The sequence below is a fragment of the Pseudomonas sp. KBN10P06128 genome, from assembly GCF_037574945.1.
Classification (GTDB): domain Bacteria; phylum Pseudomonadota; class Gammaproteobacteria; order Pseudomonadales; family Pseudomonadaceae; genus Pseudomonas; species Pseudomonas aeruginosa.
The window spans coordinates 643,758-667,229 of the sequence record NZ_JBBELR010000001.1 but is presented as its reverse complement, the minus strand read 5'-3'; the positions used below and the strand labels follow the sequence as shown (position 1 = coordinate 667,229).

Genomic DNA, 23,472 nt, shown 5'->3' with positions numbered 1-23,472 from the left:
ATGAAAAAGCCCCGCTTCGGCGGGGCTTTTTTCGTTTCCGGCAGGCTCAGCGCATGCGGAAGGCTTCCTGGTGGAACAGCCGCAGCGGCATGCCCTGCCGGCGCAGATCGCGGCGCAGGCTGTCGGCCAGCCCCTGCGGGCCGCAGAACCAGACGCTCGGCCAGCGTCCTTCGGCGCTCTTCAGCACGCCCAGTTGCGCCGCCTGCGGCTTGCCCTGCTCGTCGCTATAGCGGATGTGCAGGGTCACGCTGGGCAAGCGTTCGCAAAGCTCGCGCAAGCGCCCGGCGAACAGCGCTTCCTGGGAATTGCGCACGCAATAGTGCAGCTCCACCGACGGCGCGCTTTCCGGCGCGGCCTGCAGCGACTCCAGCCAGGCGATGAACGGCGTCACGCCGATCCCGGCGGCGACCCAGACCTGCCGCCCGGCCAGGCCACGGCGGAAGTCGAAGCAGCCGTATGGCCCCTCCACCTCGACCCTGGCGCCGACCTCCAGGTTGTCCTGCAGGCGCCGGGTGTAGTCGCCCAACGCCTTGATGCTGAAGCGCACCTCGCCGCAGCCGCGGTCGGCGCTGGCGATGGTGAACGGATGGGCACCCTCCAGGCGGTCGCAGGTGAGAAAGGCGTACTGCCCGGCCCTGTGCGACCAGTCGCCCTGCAGCCGGCAGGTCACCTCGAGCAGGCTTTCGCCGTGCCGCTCGACGGCGGTGACCACGCCCGCATGGCGGCGCGCGCGACCGATCCGCCCGCTCAGAGACAACAGTGCGCAGGCCGAACCGAGCAGAGCGCAGGCCGCCACCAGCCAACCGGCCGGCTGGCTCCAGTAGCTGGCCGGGGCGAGCACCACGGAATGGAAGGCCAGTACCAGGTAGACCAGGGCCAACGCCTTGTGCACATAACGCCAGAGGTGATACGGGAAGCGCTGCCAGAGAGTGATCAGCAGCATCCCGCCGAGAATCCACGCCGACCATTCACCCAACTCCTTGGCCGAGCCACGGAAGACGTCGAGGAAGGTTTCCACCCGCGGGCCTTTCACCGGTTTGCCGACGATACCCGCCAGCCAGGGGCCGGCCAACTCCAGCAGGTAGTGCAACAGGCCGAGGACGATGGCCAGGATGCCCGCCCACTTGTGCAGGCGGTACATGCGGTCGAGCCCGTCCAGCGGCTTCTCCAGCCAGACCGGACGCACCGCCAGCAGCATGATCAACGACATCAGGGCGAAGGACGCTACCCCGGTAAGCAGGATCGCCTGCTTGCGCACCACCCAGATATCCAGGCTCGCCGGCGGATCGACGGCCAGCGTCAGGCCCCAGGCCGCCAGCGCGGCGGCGAGAACTCCCCATAACAGTTTCATTGGCACCACTCCCCGACAGAACGCGCGAATCGCTGGAATGAACCCTGCGCGTCCAGTCTTAATTGTCCCTTAACTTCATGGGGGAATTAGCGAGGCCAGCGAGGTTTTCCCGCACAGCCATGACCTGCGTCAATCGTTGTCGGCCTTCAACCCCGGGGTGGGTGGAGCTATGCTGGTCCGCCGCGCCTACCGCCGAGCCGTGCCATGAAGATCCGCCTGCTGTCCGACCTCCACCACGAACATTTCGACGGGCGACGCCAACTGCCAGAGGTCGAGGCCGACGTGGTGGTGCTGGCCGGCGATATCCACAGCCACCTGGAAGGCCTGCACTGGGCCCGCGAGACCTTCGCCGACAGCGAGATCGTCTACGTCGCCGGCAACCATGAGTTCTACTCCTCGGAAATGACCGACCTGACCCAGGCGATGCGCAATATCGCCCGGGCGCTGGAGATCCACTTCCTGGAAAACGACGAAGCGCGGATCGGCCCGGCGCGCTTCCTCGGCGCCACCCTGTGGACCGACTTCCAGCTCTATGGCGCGGACGGCTATGCGCCCGCCCATGAGCTGGCCCTGCAATCGATGCCGGACTTCAGCTGCATCGACTGGTTCGGCGGCGACTTCACCCCCGAGCAGAGCATCGCCCTGCACCGAGCCTCGCGCGACTGGCTCGCCGAACAGCTGGCGCGGCCCCACGACGGCCCGACGCTGGTGGTCAGCCACCACGCGCCCAGTGCGCTGTCGATCCCGCCGCAGTTCGTCGGCAACCCGCTGTCGCCAGCCTTCGCTTCCAACCTCGACGAACTGGTGGCGCAGGCCGACTACTGGCTGCACGGTCACGTCCACGATGCCCTCGACTACCGCATCGGCCGGGCACGGGTGCTGGCCAATCCGGGCGGCTATCCCCACGAGAGAGGCGGGTTCCGTCCGGAATTCGTCTTCGAGGTCTGAGCCTCAGCGCGGCAACTGGCTGAAGAAGCGCCAGATTTCCGCTGGCGCGTCCAGTTCCGGGTCGCTCTTGCCGAGAATCCGCGGGAAGCGATAGTCCGGCTGCGCCAGCACGTGGCCGCCGCCATGCACGCTGAGCAGCTCCACCGGCGGATGGCCGTCTTCCTGCCAGCGCTGGCGCTCGGTCCAGACCGGGCCGGGACGGGTCAGCGGCGCCACGTCCGGCGGCGCGGCGATGCCGTTCAGGCCGGCCCACCAGCGTGCCGAGTCCAGGGTCGAGCGTACCGCGCCCCGGTCGCCGAAGCCGAACAGGCTGACCTTGCCGCCGAGATAGGGATTGATCGGATCGCGCGTGCCGTTGATCAGCAACGCAGCGGTCGGCCGCTCGACCGGCCGACAGGCATCGTTCTCCGTGGTCGGCAGGCTCGCCGCCACCGTTGCGATCGCCGCCGGCAACCCCGGTGCTTCGGCGGCCAGGCGGAAAGCCATCTGGCCGCCATTGGAGTAGCCGGCGACATATACCCGCTGCGGATCGACGCGGTACTCCTGGGCCAGCCGCGCCACCAGCGCGCGGAGGAAAGCCACGTCATCGACGTCACGCAGCCGCGCCGAATAGCTGGCGGCCTTGCGGCAATCGTTCCAGTGGCCCTCGAAGCCGTCCGGGTAGGCCACCAGGAAACCTTCTTGCGCCGCCAGCCGGTCGAAGCCGTAGCCGCTGATGCGGCGCATCTGCGCGCCGTCGCCCCGTGAGCCGTGCAGCACCACCAGCAACGGCGCTCCCTCGGACACGCCCGGCGGCACGTAGAGCAGGTAATGCCGGCGCAGGCCCGCAACCTTCAGGCTCGAGTCCTCGCTGTGGCCGGCCAGCGCGGGGGGGCGCAGGGCCTCGTCCTGCAACCACCACCAAGCGCCGGCGAGCAGCGCCAGGACCAGCAGCAGGATAAGCGTGCGAACCAGGCGGATCAGCGTACGCATCGCGGTTCTCCCGTTCTCGGCGTCTTCGGACAACGTTAGGCCGGGTTGTGCCGGAATGCCCGAACCATGGCCCTTCTCCAGAGACCCCGGGGCGGCGTACTTTGCTCCCGGACAACCACAACCGTGCCGTTTGCTGGCACACTTGCGCCTTTGTCACGCCGGCTGCCGCCTGCCTCATCCGCCTGCCAGGACGCTCGGCCGAGCCGTCGTCCGGCAACCGCACCGGCCGTTCGATCAAGGAGCCAACCGATGTCCATTCGTCCTTCACTGCCGCTGGCCGGGCTGCTGCTCGCCGTCTCCCTGCCGCTCTCCGCCGCCCAGCCGGGCACCACCAAAGGCGCCCCGCTCAGCGGTTGCGCCGCCAAGCAGGCCGCCATCGAGGCGAAGCTGGAAACGGCCCGCTCGTTCGCCAACGAAGGCCAGGTGGCCGGCTTGGAAAAGGCCCTCTCCGAGGTCAAGGAGCACTGCACCGAAGCCGGCCTGCTGAGGGAGAACAAGCAGAAGGTGATCGACAGCGAGCGCGAGGTCAGCGAACGCGAGAAGGATTTGCGCAAGGCCATGGGCAAGGGCGATCCGGAGAAGATCGAGAAACGCAAGGCCAAGCTGGCCGAGGCCCGCGCCGAACTGGAAGAGGCCAAGAAAGGCCTGGAACAGGCCCAGGCACAGTAGGACACCAGGTACCGCCCTACGCCTCGCGCCTCCCACGTAAGGCGTATGACGCCCACGGCGTTACCCGCCATCCGCGCCGCAGCGGGACACCAGGTGCCGCCCAGCGCTGCCGCAACGGCGAATGAGCGCCAGCGCTCATTCGCCCTACCCCTCGCGCCTTCCAGGCAGGGCGTATGACGCCCGGTCCGGCCTCAGAGCGCGCGGAATTTCTTGTGGCAGGCTTCGCAGGCGTCTTCCACCGCGGCGAAGTCCTTGCGCACGCCATCCGGGGTCGGCGTGGCCTGGCGAGTGTTGTCCTGGAGACGGTTCATCGCGTCGATGAAGACCTGGGTGGCGGCCTTGAACTCCTGCTGGCGCTGCCAGACCTCGTCCTTGGCGCGGGTGTCCTCGCCCTCCTCGCCGGCCTTGGGACTGGGGAAGTACTGCCAGGGCTGGTCGGCCAGTTGGTGCAACTTCGCCGATCCGGCGCGGAACTTCTCCGCGTCGAAGGGCAGGCGTCCGCGGAGCATCCCGCCCATGTCCTCGCTGGTCCGTAGCATTTCCTTGAAGATCGCCTGGCGCTTGGCCTCGGGCGAGTTGGGATCCATACGGTGACAGCCGCTCAGGGCGACGCCGGCCAGCAGCACGACGAGCAGGGACTTCAGCTTCATGGCAAGGCTCTTTTTTTCAGGGTCGATCACGGAAGCGGCGGATTATCCGCCGCCACCGCCGATTGATCCAGAGCCGCGCGCCCGCACTGCGGCCATAGGCCGCAGCGGGCTGCTCAGGCGGAAACCACGAAGAACGCGGCGATGAGCAGCATGCCGACGAACCAGACCAGCGAGCGCAACGGCCCCCAGTCGGCGAGGTAGCAGATGACGTAGAGCAGGCGACTGGTGATCCAGGCAATGGCCAGGCTATCCAGGGTCGCCTGCGAAGCGTTGCCGAGCAGATGGGCGATGATCACCGCCGCGGCGAACGCCGGGGTCACTTCGAAAGCGTTCAACTGGGCGTTGTTGGCACGCCGGCGAAAGCCTTCGAGCGAACCGAGGAACGCCCGCGGGTCGGCGTTGGCCCGACCGCCGTAGCCCTCCCCGCCGAACTTGGCGATGGAGGTACAGACGTAAGGCAGGAAGATCGCGATCAGCACGCACCAGAAAGCGATGGTCATGGCAGTTCCTTGTAGTTGTGGAACTGCAACTCAAGCTGGCGCCGCTCGTTCTGTAAAGGCACAGCTCCTTCAGAGCTTCATCAGCAGCATTCCGGCCAGCACCAGGCCGCACGCCAGCAGGCGTGGCAGTCCGAACGGCTCGTTGAGGAAGCGCATGCCGAACAGCACCGCCAGCAGCACGCTGGTCTCGCGCAACGCTGCCGCTTCGGCGATCGACCCCAGCTGCATGGCCCACAGCACCAGGCCGTAGCTGGCCAACACGCAGACCCCGACCGCCAGGCCGAGCTTCCACTCCAGCGCCCAGAAGCGGGCGAAGGCGCGGGTTCGCGCGCCGGCTGCGATCAGCGGGAACGGCAGGCCGGAGAGCAGCGTCAGCCAGACCAGGTAGTCCAGCGCCAACGGCCAGCGCTTCAGGGCGTTGCCGTCGCTCCAGGTGTAGCCGCCGATGCACAGGCCGATCAGCAGCACCACCGGCAGGGTCCGCCAGGGCAGGCGCGAACCGCCGCCGCCCCAGAGCAGGCAAAGCATGCCGAAGGGGATCAACAGGATGCCGAGGATCTGCCGGCCGCTGAGCTGCTCGCCGCCGAACGCCAGGGTCAGGCCCAGCACCACCAGCGGCGACAGCCCGCGCATCAGCGGATAGACCAGGCCCAGGTCGCCGACCTTGTAGGCCTCGATCAGCAGTACCCGGTAGAGCAGTTGCAGGACGGTGGCGCCGAGCAGCCAGGGCCAGACTTCGGCCGGCGGCAGGCTGACGAAGGGCAACAGCAGGATGGCGCAGAGCACGCCGACCACGTCCATGCAGGCGACGACCAGCAAGCGGTCGCTGCTGAACTTGACCAGGGTGTTCCAGGTGGCGTGGAGAACGGCGGCGCACAGCACCAGGCTGGTGGCTAGCATGATGGTCCTTTTGGTATAGACCAAGATAGTCTATCCCGGCGGAGCCTCCAGATGCTCACCCCGTTGCGGCGTTTTTCCCTGAAAGCTCCTACGAAAGCGGAGAAACATGCAGCAGACATCGTTACGTCAAACGGCTTAATCTTCGGGCAATCCTGATGGACTACCATCGGCCAGCGCCGCACAGTGCCGGCCCGGCCTCCCTTATCAACGACACAGGAATCCCTGCCTTGAGCGCTCTCCTCAAGCCCCTCGACAACCGCTTGTTCTGGCCCGCGGTCGCCATCGGCGGCCTGCTGATCCTCGCTTTCGTCCTCTACCTCCAGCACGTGCGCGGCTTCGCGCCCTGCTCGCTGTGCATCTTCATTCGCCTGGACGTGCTCGGCCTGGTGCTCGCCGGGATCGTCGGCAGCCTCGCCCCGCGTTCGCGGATCGCCGGCGGCATCGCCGCGCTGGGCATGCTCGCCGCCAGCCTGGGCGGGATCTACCACGCCTGGTCGCTGGTCGCGGAAGAGAGACTGGCTGCCCAGGGCATGGGCAGTTGCAAGATGTTCATGGGCTTCCCCGAATGGATACCGCTGGACACCTGGCTGCCGCAGGTCTTCCAGCCCGAGGGGCTGTGCGGCGAAGTGGTCTGGACCCTGCTCGGCCAGTCCATGGCGGTCTGGTCGCTGGCGCTGTTCGTGTTCTGCCTGCTGGCCCTGGCGGCCAAGCTGGCGTTCGGCCGCCGCACCGCCTGACAGCGCCGATATCCGTGCCGGCACAAGGAACGTGCTGGCCATTGGCTGGTCTACAATCGAGCTTTCTCAACCCGGATGAGTACCACCATGCCTCGATTCCTCAGAAATGCCCTCCTTCCCGTCCTCGCCCTGCTGCTCAGCGGCTGCGGCTACAACGCCATGCAGGCCGGCGACGAACAGGTGAAAGCCGCCTGGTCGGAAGTGCTCAACCAGTACCAGCGGCGCGCCGACCTGGTGCCCAACCTGGTCAGCACGGTGAAGGGCTATGCCTCCCATGAGGCGTCGGTCCTGACCCAGGTCACCGAGGCCCGGGCCAAGGTCGGCAGCGTGCAGCTGAACGCCGACCAACTGGACGACGAGCAGGCCGTGCAGCGCTTCCAGAAGGCCCAGGGCGAACTGAGCTCGGCGCTTTCGCGCCTGCTGGTAGTCACCGAGAACTACCCGCAACTGAAGGCCGACGGCCTGTTCAAGGACCTGCTGACCCAACTGGAAGGCACCGAGAACCGCATCGCCGTCGCTCGCGGCCGCTACGTCAAGTCGGTACAGGAATACAACGTGCTGCTGCGCCAGTTCCCCGGCGTGATCACCGCCAAGCTGTTCGGCTACAAGCCCAAGGCGAACTTCAGCGTGGAAAACGAAGCGGCCATCTCCACCGCGCCGAAAGTCGATTTCGGCAACCCGCAACCGGCGCAGTAAGCCATGCGCCGGCTGCTACTGGGCGCCGGGCTGCTGCTCGCCAGCCTGGTCGCCTGGGCCGATGTGCCACCGATACCCGCGCTGACGGCGCGGGTCACCGACCTCACCGCGACCCTTTCCGGCGACCAGCGCCAGCACCTGGAGCAACAGCTCGCCGCCCTGGAAGCCAAGAGCGGCGCGCAGCTCGCTGTGCTGCTGGTCCCGACCACCGGCGACGATTCCATCGAGGAGTACGCGGTGCGTACCTTCGAGAAATGGAAGCTGGGCCAGAAGAAGGTCGACGACGGCGTCCTGCTGCTGGTGGCGAAGAACGACCGCACCCTGCGCATCGAGGTCGGCTACGGCCTGGAAGGGGCCATCACCGACGTCCAGGCCGGGCGGATCATCAGCGAGCAGATCACGCCGCAGTTCCGCCAGGGCAATTTCTATGGCGGCATCCAGGCCGGCGTGGACAGCCTGGTGCAACTGATCGATGCCGAGAAGAACCCGGACAGCGCTACCGCCAGCGCTCCCGTCGACGCCTTGCCGGCGGTTCCCGAGGCCACGCCGCCGCGGGCCCTGCCGGCACCGGTCGACGAGGGTGAGGTGTATGACAGCGCCCCGCCGGAGCCGAAGAAGAAGAGCGGCCTGAGCGGACAGCTCTGGGGCAATCCGGTCTACCTCGGTGTCTATGTGGCGGTCCTGCTCGCCGTGGCCCTGCTCGGACGCCTGCTGCCGTTGCAGTGGATGCGGCGGCGCAGCATCGGCCGCTTCCTGCTTTGCAGCGCGGCGGTCGCCGGCCTGGCCTGGCTGTTGAGCATGGGCCTGTGGCAGAACGTCGACCGCGCGGCGGACGACAGTCTCGGCGTACTGGCCCCGACCCTGTTCATCTACGCCCTGTTCCTGCTTCCCGGCGAAGTGCTGATGGCCATTCTCAGCGCCATCCTCAATAGTCGCGGCGGCGGTGGGGGAGGCGGCAGCGGCGGTGGCGGCATCTTCCGCGGTGGCGGCGGCTCCAGCGGCGGCGGCGGCGCCTCCGGACGCTGGTGACGAAAAGCCCGAGGCCTGTGCCTCGGGCTTTTTTCATCGGTCGGCGACGGTTCTCGCCGATGCCGGAAGTCTTCGCCGCTATCCGGCAAACGACAGGGTAACGCGCCTCGTCAGGCGTATACCCAGAGCACCCTGACCGGCGCCTGGCTGCGGTTGGCATAGCGGCTGCGCATATGGCTGGGAATCTGGAAACCGTCGCCGGCCTGCAGGCGCAGCTCCTCGTCCTCCAGCCACAGGGTCAGCTCGCCTTCGAGCACGTAGCCGCCCTGCTCCGAGCTGTCCAGCAGGTCGCGCTCGCCGCTGTCGGCACCCGCTTCAAGGCAGGTTTCGAGCATGAAGAAGGCACCGCCAAGACGCGGCGACACCAGGTTGTCGCTGGCGCCACGAGCGTAGGCCAGGGTCCGACGCTCGCCCGGACGGGTCACCCAGGGCGAGGCCTGGGTCTTCGGCGAGCAGAAGAAGTAGGTCGCCGGCACCCCGAGCACCTGGCTGATGGCGACCAGGTCGTCCACCGCCGGCCGCGACAGGCCGCGCTCGACCTGGGAGACGAAGCCCACCGAACGGCGAATGCCGTCGGCCAGCGCCTGCAGGGTGATGCCCTTGCGCTTGCGCAATTCGCGCACCAGGCTGGCGATCTCCGCCAGGTCGTCGGCTACTTCGCTCATCTCGGCTCCGGGCCCTCTCAGAACAGGTCGCGCAAACGGTAATACGCTTTGCCCAGGGCTTCCAGCGGCGCGGCGAAGCGCTGGCCGCCGGGAAACTTCGGATTGCGCAGACGCTGGTAGAGCGCCAGGGTCTCGTCCTCGCCGAGCAGCGCGTCGCTGACCGCCCTGGCCGCCGCCAGACTCGGCAGCACGCCGTGGCCGGAGTAGCCTTGCAGCCAGTAGCGGTTGCCCTGCCGGCCGATGTCCGGGGTGCGCCGCATGCTGCAGTCGATATGCCCGCCCCAGGCGTATTCCAGCGCCACCCCGCGCAACTGCGGGAACACCCGTTCGAGATAGGGCCGGGTGGCGGCGCGGATGTCGCTGGGCATGCCGCCCAGGTAGGTGCAGCCGCCGCCGAACAGCAGGCGGTGGTCCGGGGTCAGGCGGAAGTAGTCGAGGACGAACTGGTTGTCAGTCACGCAGCAGTTGCGCGGCAGCAACGACTTCGCCCGTTCCTCGCCGAGCGGCTCAGTGGCGACCTGATAGGTGCCCACCGGCAGCATCCGTTGCGACAGCTCGCTGTCCAGCCCGTCGATGTAGGCGTTGCAGGCCAGCACCAGCGCCGCGCAGCGGATCTCGCCGTGCTCGGTACGGACCCGGTAGCCGTCGCCCTCCTCGCGATAGTTCAGGGCCCGGGTCCGCTCGTGGATACGCCCGCCGGCGCGCTCGATGGCGGCGGCCAGGCCGAACGCCAGCTTGAGCGGATTCAGGTGTGCGGCGTGGGGATCGTAGAGACCGGCAAGGTAGCGCTCGCTGGCGATCCATTCGGGCAACTCGTCCTTCGCCACGAAGCGTAGCCCCTCGTAGCCCCAGCGACGGTTGGCCTCGGCCTGCCAGTCGTAGAGCAGGCCGACCCGGCGCGGCAGGATCGCCGTCCATAGGTGGCCGACCCGGTAGTCGCAGTCGAAGCCATGTCGCTGCGGCAACTCGCGCATCTCGCCGGCCGCCCAGAGCATGCCGTCCCAGAGACGGCGTGCGCCTTCGTAGCCGAGGTCGGCCTCCAGCGGCGGCAGGTCGCTGGACCAGCCGGGCAGCGCCTGCCCGCCGTTGCGCCCGGAGGCCGCCCAGGCGATCCGGCTGGCTTCGATGACGCATACCTGGCGTCCGCCTTCGACCAGCCGCAGCGCCGTGTGCAAGCCGCTGAAACCGGCGCCGACCACCAGCACCTCGCAGTCGAGGTCGCCCTCCAGGGACTGGCGCGGCTGGATCAGTTCGGGATTGACGGCGGCGTAGTAAGTGCCGACATGCTCGTTGGATTGCAGGAACATCGCGACCTCCGTGAAATTATATTGGTTATTTTTCATGAAAAATAACACTTAAAATTTCACGACACCAGTCCCGAGCATTCGCAAACGGCCGGCAGGATGCCGTCGCGCACCAGCAGAGGCAGAGGGGCAAATATTCGAAAGGAGGCGGGAAGCCCCCCGCCAGAGCGAAACTGGCGAGGGGAACAGACGTGCGGACGGCGCGGCTCGCGCCGCGGAGAAAAGGTGCACGACCACGGGCGGGGGCATGCCGGGCGTGCTGCGCCAGTGTCGGCGCCGACGGGAGCGGGCGACAGGTACGAATGCACCAGCCGCCCTGGTGCATTCGTACCCTCTTCGTTTATTTGCGCCCGTTGCCGTTGCGCGGCTCCGGCGCGAATCCGCGTTCGCGTGCCCAGACGATGGCCTCGCCACGGCTGTGGACATCGAGCTTGGCGTAGATGGTCGCCACGTGGTTGCGCACGGTGTTCGGCGCCAGGCCCAGTTCCTTGGCGATCTCCTTGTCCGCCAGGCCCTGGCAGATGAGGTCGAACACCTCGCGCTCGCGCGCAGTCAGGTCGGCCAGTTCGGCGCCGGTGCCCGGCGCGTTGGCGCGGCGCACGTTGGCGAGCTTTTCGATCAGGGTGCGGCTGAACCAGGAAGCGTCCTGCATCACCGTCTCGATGGCGTGCACCAGCTCCATTTCGGTGCGCCGCCGGTCGCTGATGTCCAGCAAGGCCACCAGCACGCAGTCCTGCTCGTTGAGGCTCACCGCCTCGGCCGAGACCAGGCAGTCCAGGCCGTTGCGATCCTTGTGCTGCAGGCGCAGCTGGACGTTGCGCACGCTGCCGCTCTGCGCCAGCAGCTCGCCCAGGCGCTCGGCGCCGCCGTCCTGCCACAGCCCGCAGGCGACGGTGGACTCGCCGAGCAGTTCCTCGGCCTGGTAGCCGAAGGTTTCGCTGAAGGCCTGGTTGATGTCCAGCGCCTGCAGGTCGTCGCCGTACAGCACCAGGCTCGGCACCGGTGCCATGCGGAAGGCCTTGGCGAAGCGCTCCTCGCTCTTGCGCAGGGCCTCCTCGGCCTTCTTCCGCGGTTCGAGATCGGTGAAGGTGAAGAGCATGCAGGCCTCCTCGCCGACCTCTATCGGTTGCCCGGCGACCACCACGCACTTGCGTCCGCCCTCCGCCACCCGCAGGCTCGCCTCCATCTGCGGGATGGTCTCGCCGGCGCCCAGGCGCTCCACCGCCAGTTCGCGGCGCTCGGCCTGGTCGAGTACGTCCAGCTCGTACACCGAACGGCCGATCACCTGGTCGCGGGCATAGCCGGTCATTTCCAGGAAACCGACATTGACCTTCACGTAGCGGTAGTCGCTGAGCCGGCAGATCACCGCCGGCGCCGGGTTGGCATTGAAGGTCTTCTCGAAGCGCTGCTCGGCGCTGGCCCACTCGGTGGCGTCGTGGAGGATCAGCACCAGGCAGTCGGGCTTGTCCTCGGGGGTGGTCAGCACCAACCCGCGCACGCGGTGCACCCAGCGGGTGTCCTCGTCGGCGGCGGGAAACACTTCCACCACCACGTCGCTGAAGCACTCGCCAGCCACCAGGCGCTCGGCCGGGTACTGGCCCTCCTGCAGCGGATGATTGTTGCGGTAGCGCAGGCGAAAGCGCTCGCGATACTCGCCGGTATCGGCGCCCAGGCCTTCCAGCGAATCGACGCCGTGCATCGCCAGGGCCGCCTCGTTGGCCCAGAGGATGCGCTGGTCCGGCTCGATCAGGATCACCCCTTCGGTAAGACCGGCGATGATCTGCTGCAACTGGCGGCGGTCGGTCTGGGTACGCAGTACCTGGTCGTTCATGCTGTTCCTCTTGGATGGAGCGATTTTCCGGGGGCAGCAAGGATGCCCGCCCGCCCTGACCGCGCACGCGTGACGATTGCACTAGCGGTGCTAGTGCATTTGCATCGCGAAACGATAGCGGAGGCACCCCTACCCTGGCGATACAGGAAGCAATGTCCGGGCGGGAAGCCCAGACGCCGCGCCGGCCGGGAGGCTACGCCGCCCCTCGGTCCCGAGGTCGTCGACGCATCCACCCGACTCGCCCTGCACGAGAAGAAAGCCCCATCCCCTTGCATGAGCGATGCGATGAGCAAGAACAAGCACCCCGATCTCGGCGAGATCCAGCGCAGTCTGAACCAGGCGCTGGAAGGCTACGACTGCCAGTGCCGGATGCACTACGACGGCACCGTCAGTATCAATGTCGCCGCCCGAGAGCACGACGAAACCTTCACCTTCGTCGGCATCCAGCCCGGCGAGCTGGACAACCCCACCCGCCTGCACCTGTTCGCCGAAAGCCTGCGTCGCGACCTGGCACTACTGGAGCCCTGGTTGGGAAAGCACGCAGCCTAGAATAAAAAAAGCGCCCCACAGGACCAAAACGACGTCCGGAGGCGCATGCGAGGACAGAGGAATCTTTCTGGCGATCAGGCCCGGCGTGCGATCTCCGCCGGCCGATGCGCCAGGTAATCGAGCAACAGGAACAGCACCGGCGCCACCTCGCGGCAATGCGCGACACCCTGGCGGATCCTCCCGGCGCTCTGCACCGCCCCTTCCCGTTGCAGGTCCTGCGGGCAGGCATCGAGCAGCGCCTCGATGCTCTCCGCGGTGCTTTCCAGGTGACATTGCAGGCCGATAGCCTGCTCGTTCCAGATGAAGCCCTGGTTGGCGCAGGCAGCCGAACCATAGAGAGGCACGCTGCCGGCTGGTAGGTCGAAGGTCTCGCCGTGCCAGTGGAACGCCATCAGCCGTTCCGGCAGGCGCTCGCCCAGCGGCGAGCCCAGCGCCTGGCTGTACCTGTGCAGCGGCCACCAGCCGATCTCCGCCTGGCGTCCCGGGCGTACCGCAGCCCCCAGCGCCTGGGCCAGCAGCTGCGCGCCGAGGCAGATGCCAAGGACCTTCTTGCCGGCATCCAGCGCCGCGCGGATCAAACGCTTCTCCGCCACCAGCCAGGGATATTGCGCTTCGTCGTGGACGCTCATCGGCCCGCCCATTACCACCAGCAGGTCGAAGCTGTCCAGCGCAGGCAGGTGGGCGTCGGCGTAGAGGTAGCAGACGTGCTCGTGCTCGCAGTGGCGGCCGATCCAGTCGCCGATCCGCGCGCTGCCTTCGAAGGGAACGTGTTGCAATACCAGGGCGCGCATCAGGCCACCTCCTCGTGTCGGTTGGCGACCCGGGCCAGGGCCCGCTCCAGTCGCCGCAGCATTTCGTCGACGTTGGCCCGGCTCACCGTCAGCGCCGGGGAAAAACGCAGGCAATGCGGCTGCGGCGCGTTGATCAGCAGGCCTTCGCCGAACGCCGCGCGAACCACCGCCGGCGCGCGCTGGCCGATCAGCGGCAGCCCCCAGAACAGTCCCTGGCCGCGCAGCGGACCATGCCCATAGCGACGCGCGACACGGGCCAGGCCATCGCGCAGGTGAGTGCCCTGCTCGCGCACCTGCTCCAGGAAACCCGGCTCCAGCACGGTATTCAGTACCGCCAGCCCGGCAGCGGTCATCAACGCGTTGCCGTGGTGGGTGCCAAGCTGGTCTCCCGGTTCGAAGCAGCAGGCGTTGCCACGCGCCAGCAGCGCCGACAGCGGCACCCCGGCGCCGAGGCCTTTGCCAAGGGTAACGATGTCGGCGCGTACCCCGTACAGTTCCTCCGCCAGCAGCGCGCCGCAGCGGCCGATGCCGGTCTGCACCTCGTCGAGGATCAACAGGACGCCACGCTGCCGGCACAGCCGCTCGATGCCACGCAGGTAGTCGAGGGTCGCCGGGATCACCCCGGCATCGCCCTGCACCGGCTCCAGCATCACCGCCACCGTCTCTTCGTCGATGGCCGCGGCCATGGCGTCGAGGTCGTTGAACGGCACCCTGGCGAAGCCCTCCAGGCCATGCTGCGCCGGCTTGCCACAAGCCGTCAGGGTGCCCGGGGTGCGTCCATGGATGCTGTTGACGGTGCTGACGATCCGTTGCGCGCCGCCGCGATGCAGGCGGCCCCACTTGCGCGCCAGGGCGATGGCCGCTTCGTTGGCCTCGGCGCCGCTGGTGAGGAAGTAGGCCTGGTCGCTGCCGGTCGCCAGGCACAGGCGCTGCGCCAATGCCAGCACCGGCCGGTTGAGCAGGCCGGGGCCGGCGCTGACCAGCTCCCGCGCCTGCCGGGCCAGGGCCTGGACCAGCACGCTGGGACTGTGGCCAAGGCAGTTCACCGCCAGGCCCTGGGTGAAGTCGAGGAAGGCGCGTCCGTCGCTGTCCCACAGCCACGAGCCCTGGCCACGGACGAACACCTGCGCGGGCCGTTCCTGGGTGCGCATCAGGCGCAGGCTATCCAGCGCATCAGCCATCTTTCAGTTCCTCGGTCATGTACTCCACCGCCAGCAGGCGCACGCCCTGTGGCCCCTGCTCCAGCAGCCGACGCTTTTCCCGGCGCGTTTCGATGCGCAGTTCGAAGCCGTCGCCGGCGGGGAAGCGCTGGCGCATCAGCTCGCGCACCTCGGCAAAGCGCGCGGCGCTCACCGTCATGCTGGCCAACAGCCGGCCGGACTGGCTCAGGGTGATCAGGTAGTCGCTCAAGAGGCATGCTCCCGGTAATCCGACGGTCCGCGCAGGCGCGGCCCCCAGTCTTCCACCACGCCGCTGGACAGGCGTTTCGCCGCTGTCTTGCGCCAACGCTGGGAGAGCGCGTCGCAGGCCATCATCTGGCGCAACCCGAGAGGCTCCAGGGGATCGCCGAAATACCACTGCAACAGGCGGGCGACGGTCAGTTCAGGGTAATGCCGCTGGACCAGCTTCAGCTCGTCCCCGGGAGTCACCATGCCGCTGCGCAGGACCCGATAGAACCAGCCGCAGCGGCCGCCGCTCTGCAATTCGTCGGGCAGCTCGGGAAGATTCCAGCGCTGGCCCTGGCGATAGCAGGGCGAACGCGGCTGGCTGACTTCCAGCAGGGCATCGCCCCAATGGAACTGGTCGCCGATGCAGACCTCGGCTTCGGTGATGCCGTAGGTCGAGATGTTCTCGCCGAACGCCGGCAGTTGCCAGCGGTTCAGCGGGTGGCGCTTGCGCCAGTAGCGGTAGTGCTCGGCGGGATAGTGATGAAGAGCGCGCTCGAGGCCGCCGTGGTGGCGGATGTCGGCCTGTTCGTCGCCGGGCAGGCCATCGTGGCCCAGCCAGAACTCCTGCTCGACCGGCAGCTTGTCGATCGCGCTGACCAATCCGCCCCAGGTTTCTTCGACTTTACCTATGAAAACACCGTTTACGACTATCTGCTCCATTGCTCCGCGACCACCCGATGTACCGCCAATGCAGCTAGACTAGTGCCTCACGCGGGACCCACTCCATTTCGATTTTCCAGTTTTATCGATAAGAACAGCTTATGGATTTTCGCCAACTCCGCTATTTCGTCGCGCTCTACGAGGAAGGCCACGTCGGCCGCGCCGCCGAACGCCTGGCCCTGTCGCAACCGGCCCTCTCGCAGCAGATCCGCCAGTTGGAGCAGAACCTCGACGTCTCGCTGTTCCAGCGCAGCGGCAAGCGCCTGCTGCCGACCGTCGCCGCCCACACCCTGTACAACCATGCGGTACCGCTGCTGGAGGGATTGGAAAGGGCCCGCGAGGCGATGCGCGTATTCCGCGGGCAGACCCCGCGCAGCCTGGCGATCGGCGTGCTGCAGACGGTCAACGCCAGCCTGGTGCCGTACATGGTCGAACGCCTGCACGCCGCGCAGCCGCACCTGCGGGTGCAGATCTACGAACTGTCGGGAATCGACATCGAGCGGCGCCTGCTCACCGGCAACCTGGATATCGGCATCGGCTTCCTGCCGCCGCGCCAGCCGGGCTTGCACAGCGTCGAGCTGTACGAGGACGAATTGCAGCTGGTGATCCCCGAGGAACACCCGTTGAAGGAGTTCAGAAAGGTGTCCCTGGCCCAGGCCGCGGAGTTGCCGATGCTGCTGCTCGGCGAAGAGTTCCGCGCGCGCCAGATCTGGCAGGAGCAACTCGCCGCGATCGGCCGGCGGCCGCGGGTGCAGGCGGAACTGAACCACATGAGCGGGATTCTCGACAGCCTGCCGCAGACCCGCTTCGCCACCGTTCTACCGGGCAAGGCACGGCAGATGCACTCGAACCAGCGGCTGCTGTGGAAACCGCTCAGCGAACCGCGCATCCCGCTGAAGGTCGGCCTGGTCTACCGCGACGCGCAACGCCAGCACGCCAGCGTCGAGCTGCTGCGCTCGCTGCTGGAAGGCGTGGTCTGAGCGACGCGGTTTTCCTCGGGCAATAAAAAACCCCGCCTTTTGGGCGGGGTTTTGCAGACCTCTATCCTGACATCCGTGCTACGCCACCATCCATGGTGGATTCCCTGAGTTTCCGTATTGTCTTTGGCGCTTCCTGCGCAATGTCCTGACGGTTTGAAGATTACGCATCTCTGCGAGGGGGAGAAAGCAGCCAAAACCACCGCCGTTTGTAAGCCTTGGCTTACACGCTGTAATAGTTCCGCTCGCCGGACCGACGGCAACACCCAGCCGCCGGGAGCTTGCCGTGCGTCAAGATGATCTGCGCCGGGCCCGCTACAGTGGCCAGTCCCCTCATCATCGCGAGCCTTCCCAGCATGGAATTCCAGCGCGTCCACCAGCAGTTGCTGCAAAGCCACCACCTGTTCGAACCGCTTTCTCCCGTCCAGCTCCAGGAACTGCTCGCCAGCAGCGACCTGGTCAACCTCGACAAGGGCGCCTACGTGTTCCGCCAGGGCGAGCCGGCGCACGCCTTCTACTACCTGATTTCCGGCTGCGTGAAGATCTACCGGCTGACCCCGGAAGGCCAGGAGAAGATTCTCGAAGTGACCAACGAACGCAACACCTTCGCCGAGGCGATGATGTTCATGGACACCCCGAACTACGTGGCCACCGCCCAGGCCGTGGTGCCCAGCCAGCTGTTCCGTTTCTCCAACAAGGCCTACCTGCGCCAGTTGCAGGACAACACCCCGTTGGCCCTGGCCCTGCTGGCCAAGCTCAGCACCCGCCTGCACCAGCGCATCGACGAGATCGAGACGCTTTCCCTGAAGAACGCCACCCACCGCGTGGTGCGCTACCTGCTGACCCTCGCCGCCCACGCGCCGGGGGAGAACTGCCGGGTGGAAATCCCGGTGGCCAAGCAACTGGTGGCCGGTCACCTGTCGATCCAGCCGGAAACCTTCTCGCGGATCATGCACCGCCTCGGCGACGAGGGCATCATCCGCCTCGACGGCCGCGAAATCAGCATCCTCGACCGCGAACGCCTGGAGTGCTTCGAGTGAACAGCGCCGCCGCTTGATCGCGGTCAAGCGCGCCACGGCCCGTCCACCGGCAAGCTGGCGGGGTCGAGCCCGCGAGAACGCCCATGCGCCAATGCCTGTATTGCCTCCATGAAACCGAAGGCGCGGAAAGCGCCTGCGAACAGTGCGGCATGCCACTGCCCAGCGCTTCCCAGCGCCAGCTCCAGGGTCGCCGGCAGCGGCGCTTCGCCTGGTTCTGCGTCGGGCTGGCGCTGTTCTGCCTGGGCATGATGCTCTGGCTGCCGCGCGATGTTCCCTGAGGCCTCTCAGCGGCGCAGGCGCCGATAGAGCTGGAGCAGGCGCTCGGGCAACTGCCCGGCGCGCTCGACCAGCGCGAAGCCGTCGGCGCCGAACAGGTAGGGCAGGTAGTCCGCCGCCTCCTTGTCGATGGTGATGCAGAAGGGCACCAGTCCCTGGCTGCGCGCCTCGATCACCGCCTGGCGGGTGTCCTCGATGCCGTAGCGGCCCTCGTAGCGGTCCAGGTCGTTGGGCTTGCCGTCGCTCAACAGCAACAGCAGGCGACGCTTCTGCGGCTGCCCGCCGAGCACCTGGCTGGCCCGGCGGATCGCCGCGCCCATCCGCGTGTAGTAGCCCGGCGAGAGCGCCAGCACGCGACCGCGGACCTCGCCGCCGTAGCCTTCGTCGAAGTCCTTCAGCACCTGCCAGCGCACCTGCTGCCGGCGCACCGAGGAAAACCCGTACAGCGCGAATGGGTCGCCCAGTGCCTGCAACGCCTCGCCGAACAGCAGCAGGCTGTCGACGATGCTGTCGATCACTCGCCGCTGGTCGTCGAGGTAGGCTTCGGTGGACATCGACAGGTCCGCCAGCAACAGGCAGGCGAGGTCGCGCCGGCGCGGCCGCTGTTCGAGGAACAGGCCTGGCTGGGTGGAACCGCCGCGCCGCCGCTCGACCTGGAAGTCGAGCCAGGCATCGAGGTCGATCTCGTCGCCTTGCGGCTGCTGGCGCAGGCGTTGGCGGCCGTCGCGCAGGCAGGCGAACTGGCGGCGCAGATGCAGCGCGGTCTTCTCCAGGTGCGCCGGCAGGCTGGCGCTGGTCGCGCCGCGCGGCCGCATCGGTTGCAGCAGCACGTGGTCGCTCAGCAGGCGCTGCTGCCGATAGTCCCACTCGGGCAGCTTCAGCCCGGGGCCGAGCGGCAGGTCGTCGTAGTCGGCGGCCGGCAGGTCGAGGTCAAGGCGCAGGCCGCCGCCCTTCTGCGTGCGCTGGCGCGACAGCGACAGGTAGTCGAGGTCTTCGGCGACGCGCGCGCCGTCCGGGTCGTCCTCGTCGTCGCTACAGCGGTCCAGGGCCAGGTGCTCCGACCAACTGAGCAGGCTTTCCAGGCGGAACAGCAGCAGGTTGCGCTCGCTGTCGCGCTCCTCGACGCGCTCGGCGCGCTTGCGCGCTCCGCTGCGGGCGACCTGGCGCTTGCCGGCGCCGGCGGCCGCTTCCTCGCCGTCCTCCGCGCTGGCGGAAGGCGTCCAGCGCTCGCCGGGATACAGCCACAGCGGCACCGGCCAGGGCGCCCGCTCGACTCGCGGGAAGCGCTCGACGCTGCCCGGCTCGGCAAGCGCGCGGCGCAGGGCGATTTCCAGTTCGGCGTCTGCCGCCGGGCAATCGTCCAGCGACGGGCGCTGGCGCAGATGCGCGGCGACCAGCCGGGCGTAGCGCGGGCGCAGCGCCGGATAGGCATCGAGCAACTGCCGCGCCCAGCGCTGGTTGTCCTGGGCCCAGTGCCGCAGCGGCCCGGCGCTGGCCGCCAGTAGCGCCAGCCAGCGATACAGTTCACGGTTCAGCTCGGCCTGCGGATAGACCGCGAGGGATTCCGGCAGGCGCAGGCTGTCGCCGTTGAACCAGGCCACCGGGGCCTGCTCGCAGGTCCCGGCGACCCGCTGCAACCAGGTGCGGCGTAGCAGCAGGCGGCGCGCCGGGGTCGCCTCGAGGGCTACCCCCGGTGCGCCGCCGAGCGCCCGGAAGAGCATGCCGAGCGGACGCCGCATGCTCTCCAGGGTCACCCGCGCCGCCTCGAACTCGCCGCTGGCATGGCGGGTGATGAAGCGGTGCCAGTGGGCGCCGACCCATTCCTCCAGCTCGACGGCGAAGGCCATCTCAGGCGGCCGCCTTGCCGCGCCGGAAGCTCAGCAGGTAGGCGACCAGGCCGATGAGGAACACCACCCCGGCGCCTTCGCGCAGCCAGTAGAAGATCGCCAGCTGGTCCTGGGTGGCCATGAAGGTCATCGCCGCGCCGTCCGCCGGCATCCGTTGCAGCCAGACCTGCAGCACCCCGGCCGCGGAGAGGAACAGGGTGATGAACACCATCGCCACGGTCATCAGCCAGAAGCCCCACATCTCCAGGACCTGCGAGCGGTTGTCCATCGCCTCGCCGATCCCGCGCAAGCGCGGCATGGCGTAGGAGATGATGGTCATCACGATCATCGCGTAGGCGCCATAGAAGGCCATGTGGCCGTGGGCGGCGGTGAGCTGGGTGCCGTGGGTGTAGTAGTTGACCGGCGCCAGGGTATGCATGAAGCCCCACACTCCCGCGCCGAGGAAGGCCATCACCGTGGTGCCCATGGCCCACAGTGCGACCGCGCGGTTCGGATAGTCGCGGCGGCGGCGGTTGATGGTGTTGAAGGCGAACAGCACCATGGCGAAGAACGGCAGCGGCTCCAGCGCCGAGAATACCGAGCCGAGCCACAGCCAGTAGCCGGGCACGCCGATCCAGAAGTAGTGGTGGCCGGTGCCGATGATGCCGCTGATCAGCGCCATGGCGATGATCACGTAGAGCCACTTCTCGATCACCTCGCGGTCGACCCCGGTGATCTTCACCAGCACGAAGGCGAGGATCGCACCCATGATCAGTTCCCACACGCCTTCCACCCACAGGTGCACCACCCACCACCAGTAGAACTTGTCGCGGGTGAGGTTTTCCGGGTTGTAGAAGGAGAACAGGAACAGCAGGGCGAGGCCGATCAGGCCGGTCATCAGGACCATGCTGATGGCGGTCTTGCGCCCGCGCAGCACGGTCATGCCGACGTTGAACAGGAAGCCCAGGGCGACGATCACGATGCCCGCCTTGCTGATGGTCGGCTGTTCGAGGAACTCGCGGCCCATGGTCGGCCACAGTTCGTTGCCGGTGAGCCTGGCCAGGCCGGCGTAGGGCACCAGCAGGTAGCCGAGGATGGTCAGCACGCCGGCGGCGGCGAATACCCAGAACAGGATCCAGGCCAGCTTCGGGCTGTACAGCTCGCAGTCGCTCTCCTCCGGCACCAGGTAGTAGGCAGCGCCCATGAAGCCGAACAGCAGCCAGACGATCAGCAGGTTGGTGTGCACCATGCGCGCGACGTTGAAGGGGATCGCCGGGAACAGGAAGTCGCCGACCACGTACTGCAGGCCCATGATCAGGCCGAACAGGATCTGCCCGACGAAGAGGATCAGGGCGAACACGAAGTAGGGTTTGGCGACCGCCTGCGAGGCGAATTTCAGGGAGCCATTGGGCGACATCATCAACCCTCCTTGTTCGGCGGCCATTGGTTGGTATCGATCTTCGAGCTCCACTTGAGGAACTCGGCCAGGTCGTCGACCTGCCCTTCGCTGAGATGGAACTGCGGCATGGCGCGGCGGCCCGGCACGTTCAGTGGCTGGATCTTCATCCAGGCCTGGAGGAAGGTGTTGAAGCCCTCCTCGCCGCCACGGCGTCCGACCACGTTGCCCAGCTCCGGCGCGAAGTAGGCACCCTCGCCGAGCAGGGTGTGGCAGCCGACGCAGTTGTTCTGTTCCCAGACCAGCTTGCCGCGCACCACCGCGGCGCTCATCGCGGCCTCGTTGGTGCGCTCGGGCAGGGTCTTCTCGGTGTGGTAGGTCAGGGCCAGGAACAGCAGGATGAAGAACACACTCCCGCCGAAATAGATGTTCCTGGCCATGCCTTTGGTAAAGGTCTCGGACATGCGGCCTCCTGGAATGGGTGGTGCGGCGATTCTAGGAAGCGGCGGCGGCGAACCCGCTTGATGGCAATCAAGATTCCCGAACGATTTACTCAGTTATTCATCCGCGCCAGGTACAGCGCAGCGCCCACCGCCAGGGCCATCAGCAGCGGCCAGGCCAGCAGCAGGCGGCGCCATAGCGCCGGGGCATGGGCCAGCTCCATGAAGCGCTCGCCGATCAGCCAGCCCTTGGCCACCGCGCAGGCCAGCACCGCCGCCAGCAGCCAGGGAGAGTCGCCGGCGCCGCCCAGCAGCACACCGGCCACGGCCAGCGCCAGCAACGCCAGCCAGCAGAGGGTCAGGGTTCGCATCGGCACCTCATTGCAGGACGTAGACCAGCGGGAACAGCAGCACCCAGACCAGGTCGACCATGTGCCAGTAGAGCACTCCCGACTCCATTCCCGAGCAAGCCTGCGGCGTATAACACCGGCGCCAGCAGGCCTGCGCCAGCCAGCCGAGGATCAGCAGGCCGAGCAGCACGTGGAGGAAATGGAAGCCGGTCAGGCACCAGTAGAGGGTGAAGAAAGTGTCGTGCTCGATGTCCAGGCCGAGATCGGCGAGCCGCCCGTACTCGTGCAGCTTCAGGCCGACGTAGACCAGCGCCAGCAGCAGCGCCGCCAGCAACCAGCCGCTCGCCTGGCGCGGCCGTCCGCGGCGCACCGCATGCACCGCCAGCGCGGCGAGCCAGCCGGAGCTGAGCAGGGCCACGGTCAGCAACAGGCCCCAGCGGCTATCCAGTTGCTCCCGGCCGGCACGGAACAGCTCCGGCTGCCAGGCCTGGGCGCCGGCGAACGCCAGCAGCAGCAGGCTGAACACGCTGAGTTCGGCGAGGATGAAGAACCACATCGCCAGGTCGCCGGGCAGGCGCCGCTCGACGGTATCAGGCGACATGGAGATCGACGATGTCCATCAGCGCCGCCACCGTCGCCGGGTCGTCCGAGAGCGGTTCGGCCAGCGCCACCCGGCACGCCTCGCGCGGGTCCATGCCGTCGCCGATGAGGCGCGCGGCGAAGATCAGCAGGCGGGTCGAGGCGACTTCCTCCAGGTCGTGCTGCTCCAGCCGCCGCAGCGCCTGGCCCAACTGCACCAGGCGCTGCGCCAGGGCCTCGGCACAACCGCTCTCGCCGACCAGGATGCGTGCCTCCTGCTGCGCCGCCGGGTAGTCGAAGCGCAACGCGACGAAACGCTGCCGGGTGCTGGGCTTCAGGCCCTTGAGCAGGTTCTGGTAGCCGGGGTTGTAGGACACCACCAGCATGAACGAAGGCGGCGCCTGCAACGTCTCGCCGGTGCGCTCCAGGTACAGCTCGCGGCGGTCGTCGGCCAGCGGGTGGATGGCGACCGTGGTGTCCTGGCGCGCCTCCACCACTTCGTCCAGGTAGCAGATACCGCCTTCGCGCACCGCGCGGGTCAGCGGGCCGTCCTGCCACCAGGTGCCGTCGGCGCCGATCAGATGGCGGCCGAGCAGGTCGGCGGCGCCCAGGTCGTCGTGGCAGGCGACGCTGTACAGCGGCAGTTCCAGGCGCCGCGCCATGTACTGGACGAAGCGGGTCTTGCCGCAACCGGTGGGGCCCTTGAGCAATACCGGCAGGCCGTGCCGCCAGGCGCGCTCGAAGACTTCGATCTCATGGCCGGTGGCCTCGTAGAAGGGTGTCGCGTCCCGCATGTCCTACTCCTGCGCTAGGGATTAGGACCGCACGCTATTCACAGTTGGAAGGTGCCACAAGCGCAAAGCAACGCAATCTTGATTCCGGTCAAGC

At 67.7% G+C, this 23,472-nt stretch carries 27 protein-coding genes; 9 read left to right on the top strand and 18 right to left on the bottom strand.

Annotated features, from left to right (window positions below; genetic code table 11):
- Positions 1 to 46: 46 nt before the first annotated feature.
- Positions 47 to 1,351 carry a ferredoxin reductase family protein gene (locus VQ065_RS03065; protein ID WP_003084944.1) on the bottom strand — a complete coding sequence of 435 codons (1,305 nt, stop codon included), beginning with the start codon at positions 1,349 to 1,351 and terminating at the stop codon, positions 47 to 49.
- 204 nt (positions 1,352 to 1,555) lie between these two features.
- On the opposite strand from VQ065_RS03065, the gene VQ065_RS03060 reads away from it, so the two are divergent.
- Complete coding sequence (locus VQ065_RS03060; RefSeq protein WP_003110215.1) at positions 1,556 to 2,299, top strand: metallophosphoesterase; 744 nt, start codon at positions 1,556 to 1,558, stop codon at positions 2,297 to 2,299.
- 3 nt (positions 2,300 to 2,302) lie between these two features.
- Here the strand turns inward: VQ065_RS03060 and VQ065_RS03055 are convergent, their stop codons facing one another.
- Positions 2,303 to 3,271, bottom strand: a complete 969-nt coding sequence (locus VQ065_RS03055) for an alpha/beta hydrolase family esterase (protein ID WP_003084939.1) — start codon at positions 3,269 to 3,271, stop codon at positions 2,303 to 2,305.
- A gap of 249 nt (positions 3,272 to 3,520) precedes the next feature.
- Between VQ065_RS03055 and VQ065_RS03050 the strand changes: the two genes are divergently transcribed.
- Entirely contained in the window at positions 3,521 to 3,940 is a 420-nt protein-coding gene (locus VQ065_RS03050; RefSeq protein ID WP_003084937.1) for a DUF1090 domain-containing protein, read from the top strand.
- Between the two features lie 191 nt (positions 3,941 to 4,131).
- On the opposite strand, the gene VQ065_RS03045 is transcribed toward VQ065_RS03050, so the two are convergent.
- From VQ065_RS03045 to VQ065_RS03035, 3 genes are all read right to left on the bottom strand, one after another.
- Positions 4,132 to 4,590 carry a c-type cytochrome gene (locus tag VQ065_RS03045; protein ID WP_003110213.1) on the bottom strand — a complete coding sequence of 153 codons (459 nt, stop codon included), beginning with the start codon at positions 4,588 to 4,590 and terminating at the stop codon, positions 4,132 to 4,134.
- Positions 4,591 to 4,703: 113 nt separating this feature from the next.
- Complete coding sequence (locus VQ065_RS03040) at positions 4,704 to 5,090, bottom strand: MAPEG family protein (RefSeq protein WP_003084931.1); 387 nt, start codon at positions 5,088 to 5,090, stop codon at positions 4,704 to 4,706.
- Positions 5,091 to 5,159: 69 nt separating this feature from the next.
- Positions 5,160 to 5,990, bottom strand: coding sequence for a DMT family transporter (locus VQ065_RS03035; protein WP_003084928.1), 831 nt, complete (start codon positions 5,988 to 5,990; stop codon positions 5,160 to 5,162).
- Between the two features lie 227 nt (positions 5,991 to 6,217).
- Here VQ065_RS03035 and VQ065_RS03030 point away from each other — a divergent pair, with 227 nt between their 5' ends.
- The 3 genes from VQ065_RS03030 to VQ065_RS03020 all read left to right on the top strand — a co-directional run bounded on the left by VQ065_RS03030 (position 6,218) and on the right by VQ065_RS03020 (position 8,452).
- Positions 6,218 to 6,727, top strand: a complete 510-nt coding sequence (locus VQ065_RS03030) for a disulfide bond formation protein B (RefSeq protein ID WP_003084926.1) — start codon at positions 6,218 to 6,220, stop codon at positions 6,725 to 6,727.
- A gap of 87 nt (positions 6,728 to 6,814) precedes the next feature.
- Positions 6,815 to 7,423, top strand: coding sequence for a LemA family protein (locus VQ065_RS03025; protein ID WP_003084923.1), 609 nt, complete (start codon positions 6,815 to 6,817; stop codon positions 7,421 to 7,423).
- A gap of 3 nt (positions 7,424 to 7,426) precedes the next feature.
- Complete coding sequence (locus VQ065_RS03020; RefSeq protein WP_003084914.1) at positions 7,427 to 8,452, top strand: TPM domain-containing protein; 1,026 nt, start codon at positions 7,427 to 7,429, stop codon at positions 8,450 to 8,452.
- Between the two features lie 110 nt (positions 8,453 to 8,562).
- Here the strand turns inward: VQ065_RS03020 and VQ065_RS03015 are convergent, their stop codons facing one another.
- From VQ065_RS03015 to VQ065_RS03005, 3 genes are all read right to left on the bottom strand, one after another.
- A complete protein-coding gene (locus VQ065_RS03015; protein ID WP_003084911.1) occupies positions 8,563 to 9,117 on the bottom strand; it encodes a helix-turn-helix domain-containing protein in 555 nt (184 codons plus the stop codon).
- A gap of 17 nt (positions 9,118 to 9,134) precedes the next feature.
- Complete coding sequence (locus VQ065_RS03010) at positions 9,135 to 10,424, bottom strand: NAD(P)/FAD-dependent oxidoreductase (RefSeq protein ID WP_003084910.1); 1,290 nt, start codon at positions 10,422 to 10,424, stop codon at positions 9,135 to 9,137.
- Positions 10,425 to 10,761: 337 nt separating this feature from the next.
- Positions 10,762 to 12,252 (bottom strand): helix-turn-helix transcriptional regulator, encoded by a 1,491-nt coding sequence (locus VQ065_RS03005; protein WP_003084906.1) that lies wholly within the window; start codon positions 12,250 to 12,252, stop codon positions 10,762 to 10,764.
- 285 nt (positions 12,253 to 12,537) lie between these two features.
- On the opposite strand from VQ065_RS03005, the gene VQ065_RS03000 reads away from it, so the two are divergent.
- Entirely contained in the window at positions 12,538 to 12,801 is a 264-nt protein-coding gene (locus VQ065_RS03000) for a hypothetical protein (protein ID WP_003084903.1), read from the top strand.
- Positions 12,802 to 12,875: 74 nt separating this feature from the next.
- Here VQ065_RS03000 and VQ065_RS02995 read toward each other — a convergent pair whose 3' ends face one another.
- The 4 genes from VQ065_RS02995 to VQ065_RS02980 are packed head-to-tail and all read right to left on the bottom strand — an operon-like array spanning position 12,876 to position 15,700.
- Entirely contained in the window at positions 12,876 to 13,592 is a 717-nt protein-coding gene (locus VQ065_RS02995) for a type 1 glutamine amidotransferase (protein ID WP_003084901.1), read from the bottom strand.
- On the bottom strand, positions 13,592 to 14,773 hold the full coding sequence (locus tag VQ065_RS02990) for an aspartate aminotransferase family protein (protein WP_003084899.1): 1,182 nt from the start codon (positions 14,771 to 14,773) through the stop codon (positions 13,592 to 13,594). Before VQ065_RS02990 ends, VQ065_RS02995 begins: the two co-directional genes overlap by 1 nt.
- The gene (locus VQ065_RS02985) at positions 14,766 to 15,002 is read right to left on the bottom strand and encodes a hypothetical protein (RefSeq protein ID WP_003084897.1); all 237 of its coding nucleotides are present in this window, start codon (positions 15,000 to 15,002) and stop codon (positions 14,766 to 14,768) included. Before VQ065_RS02985 ends, VQ065_RS02990 begins: the two co-directional genes overlap by 8 nt.
- The gene (locus VQ065_RS02980; RefSeq protein WP_003084895.1) at positions 14,999 to 15,700 is read right to left on the bottom strand and encodes an MOSC domain-containing protein; all 702 of its coding nucleotides are present in this window, start codon (positions 15,698 to 15,700) and stop codon (positions 14,999 to 15,001) included. Before VQ065_RS02980 ends, VQ065_RS02985 begins: the two co-directional genes overlap by 4 nt.
- A 101-nt stretch (positions 15,701 to 15,801) precedes the next feature.
- Here VQ065_RS02980 and VQ065_RS02975 point away from each other — a divergent pair, with 101 nt between their 5' ends.
- From VQ065_RS02975 to VQ065_RS02965, 3 genes are all read left to right on the top strand, one after another.
- Positions 15,802 to 16,680, top strand: a complete 879-nt coding sequence (locus VQ065_RS02975) for a LysR family transcriptional regulator (RefSeq protein ID WP_003084893.1) — start codon at positions 15,802 to 15,804, stop codon at positions 16,678 to 16,680.
- Positions 16,681 to 17,033: 353 nt separating this feature from the next.
- Positions 17,034 to 17,717 (top strand): transcriptional regulator Dnr, encoded by a 684-nt coding sequence (dnr, locus tag VQ065_RS02970; protein WP_003084891.1) that lies wholly within the window; start codon positions 17,034 to 17,036, stop codon positions 17,715 to 17,717.
- A gap of 83 nt (positions 17,718 to 17,800) precedes the next feature.
- Positions 17,801 to 17,995: a hypothetical protein gene (locus VQ065_RS02965; RefSeq protein ID WP_003084889.1), complete on the top strand. Its 195-nt coding sequence runs from the start codon at positions 17,801 to 17,803 to the stop codon at positions 17,993 to 17,995.
- A 6-nt stretch (positions 17,996 to 18,001) separates the two neighbouring features.
- Here VQ065_RS02965 and VQ065_RS02960 read toward each other — a convergent pair whose 3' ends face one another.
- The 6 genes from VQ065_RS02960 to nirQ all read right to left on the bottom strand — a co-directional run bounded on the left by VQ065_RS02960 (position 18,002) and on the right by nirQ (position 23,378).
- On the bottom strand, positions 18,002 to 19,840 hold the full coding sequence (locus VQ065_RS02960) for a nitric oxide reductase activation protein NorD (RefSeq protein ID WP_003084887.1): 1,839 nt from the start codon (positions 19,838 to 19,840) through the stop codon (positions 18,002 to 18,004).
- A gap of 1 nt (position 19,841) precedes the next feature.
- Positions 19,842 to 21,239 (bottom strand): nitric-oxide reductase subunit NorB, encoded by a 1,398-nt coding sequence (norB, locus tag VQ065_RS02955; protein ID WP_003084883.1) that lies wholly within the window; start codon positions 21,237 to 21,239, stop codon positions 19,842 to 19,844.
- Entirely contained in the window at positions 21,239 to 21,679 is a 441-nt protein-coding gene (norC, locus tag VQ065_RS02950; protein ID WP_003084881.1) for a nitric oxide reductase subunit NorC, read from the bottom strand. Before norC ends, norB begins: the two co-directional genes overlap by 1 nt.
- An 89-nt stretch (positions 21,680 to 21,768) precedes the next feature.
- Positions 21,769 to 22,026: a cytochrome C oxidase subunit IV family protein gene (locus VQ065_RS02945; RefSeq protein WP_003084879.1), complete on the bottom strand. Its 258-nt coding sequence runs from the start codon at positions 22,024 to 22,026 to the stop codon at positions 21,769 to 21,771.
- A 7-nt stretch (positions 22,027 to 22,033) separates the two neighbouring features.
- Positions 22,034 to 22,561, bottom strand: coding sequence for a cytochrome c oxidase subunit 3 (locus VQ065_RS02940; protein ID WP_004352183.1), 528 nt, complete (start codon positions 22,559 to 22,561; stop codon positions 22,034 to 22,036).
- 34 nt (positions 22,562 to 22,595) lie between these two features.
- On the bottom strand, positions 22,596 to 23,378 hold the full coding sequence (gene nirQ, locus VQ065_RS02935; RefSeq protein ID WP_003084875.1) for a transcriptional regulator NirQ: 783 nt from the start codon (positions 23,376 to 23,378) through the stop codon (positions 22,596 to 22,598).
- Positions 23,379 to 23,472 lie beyond the last annotated feature (94 nt).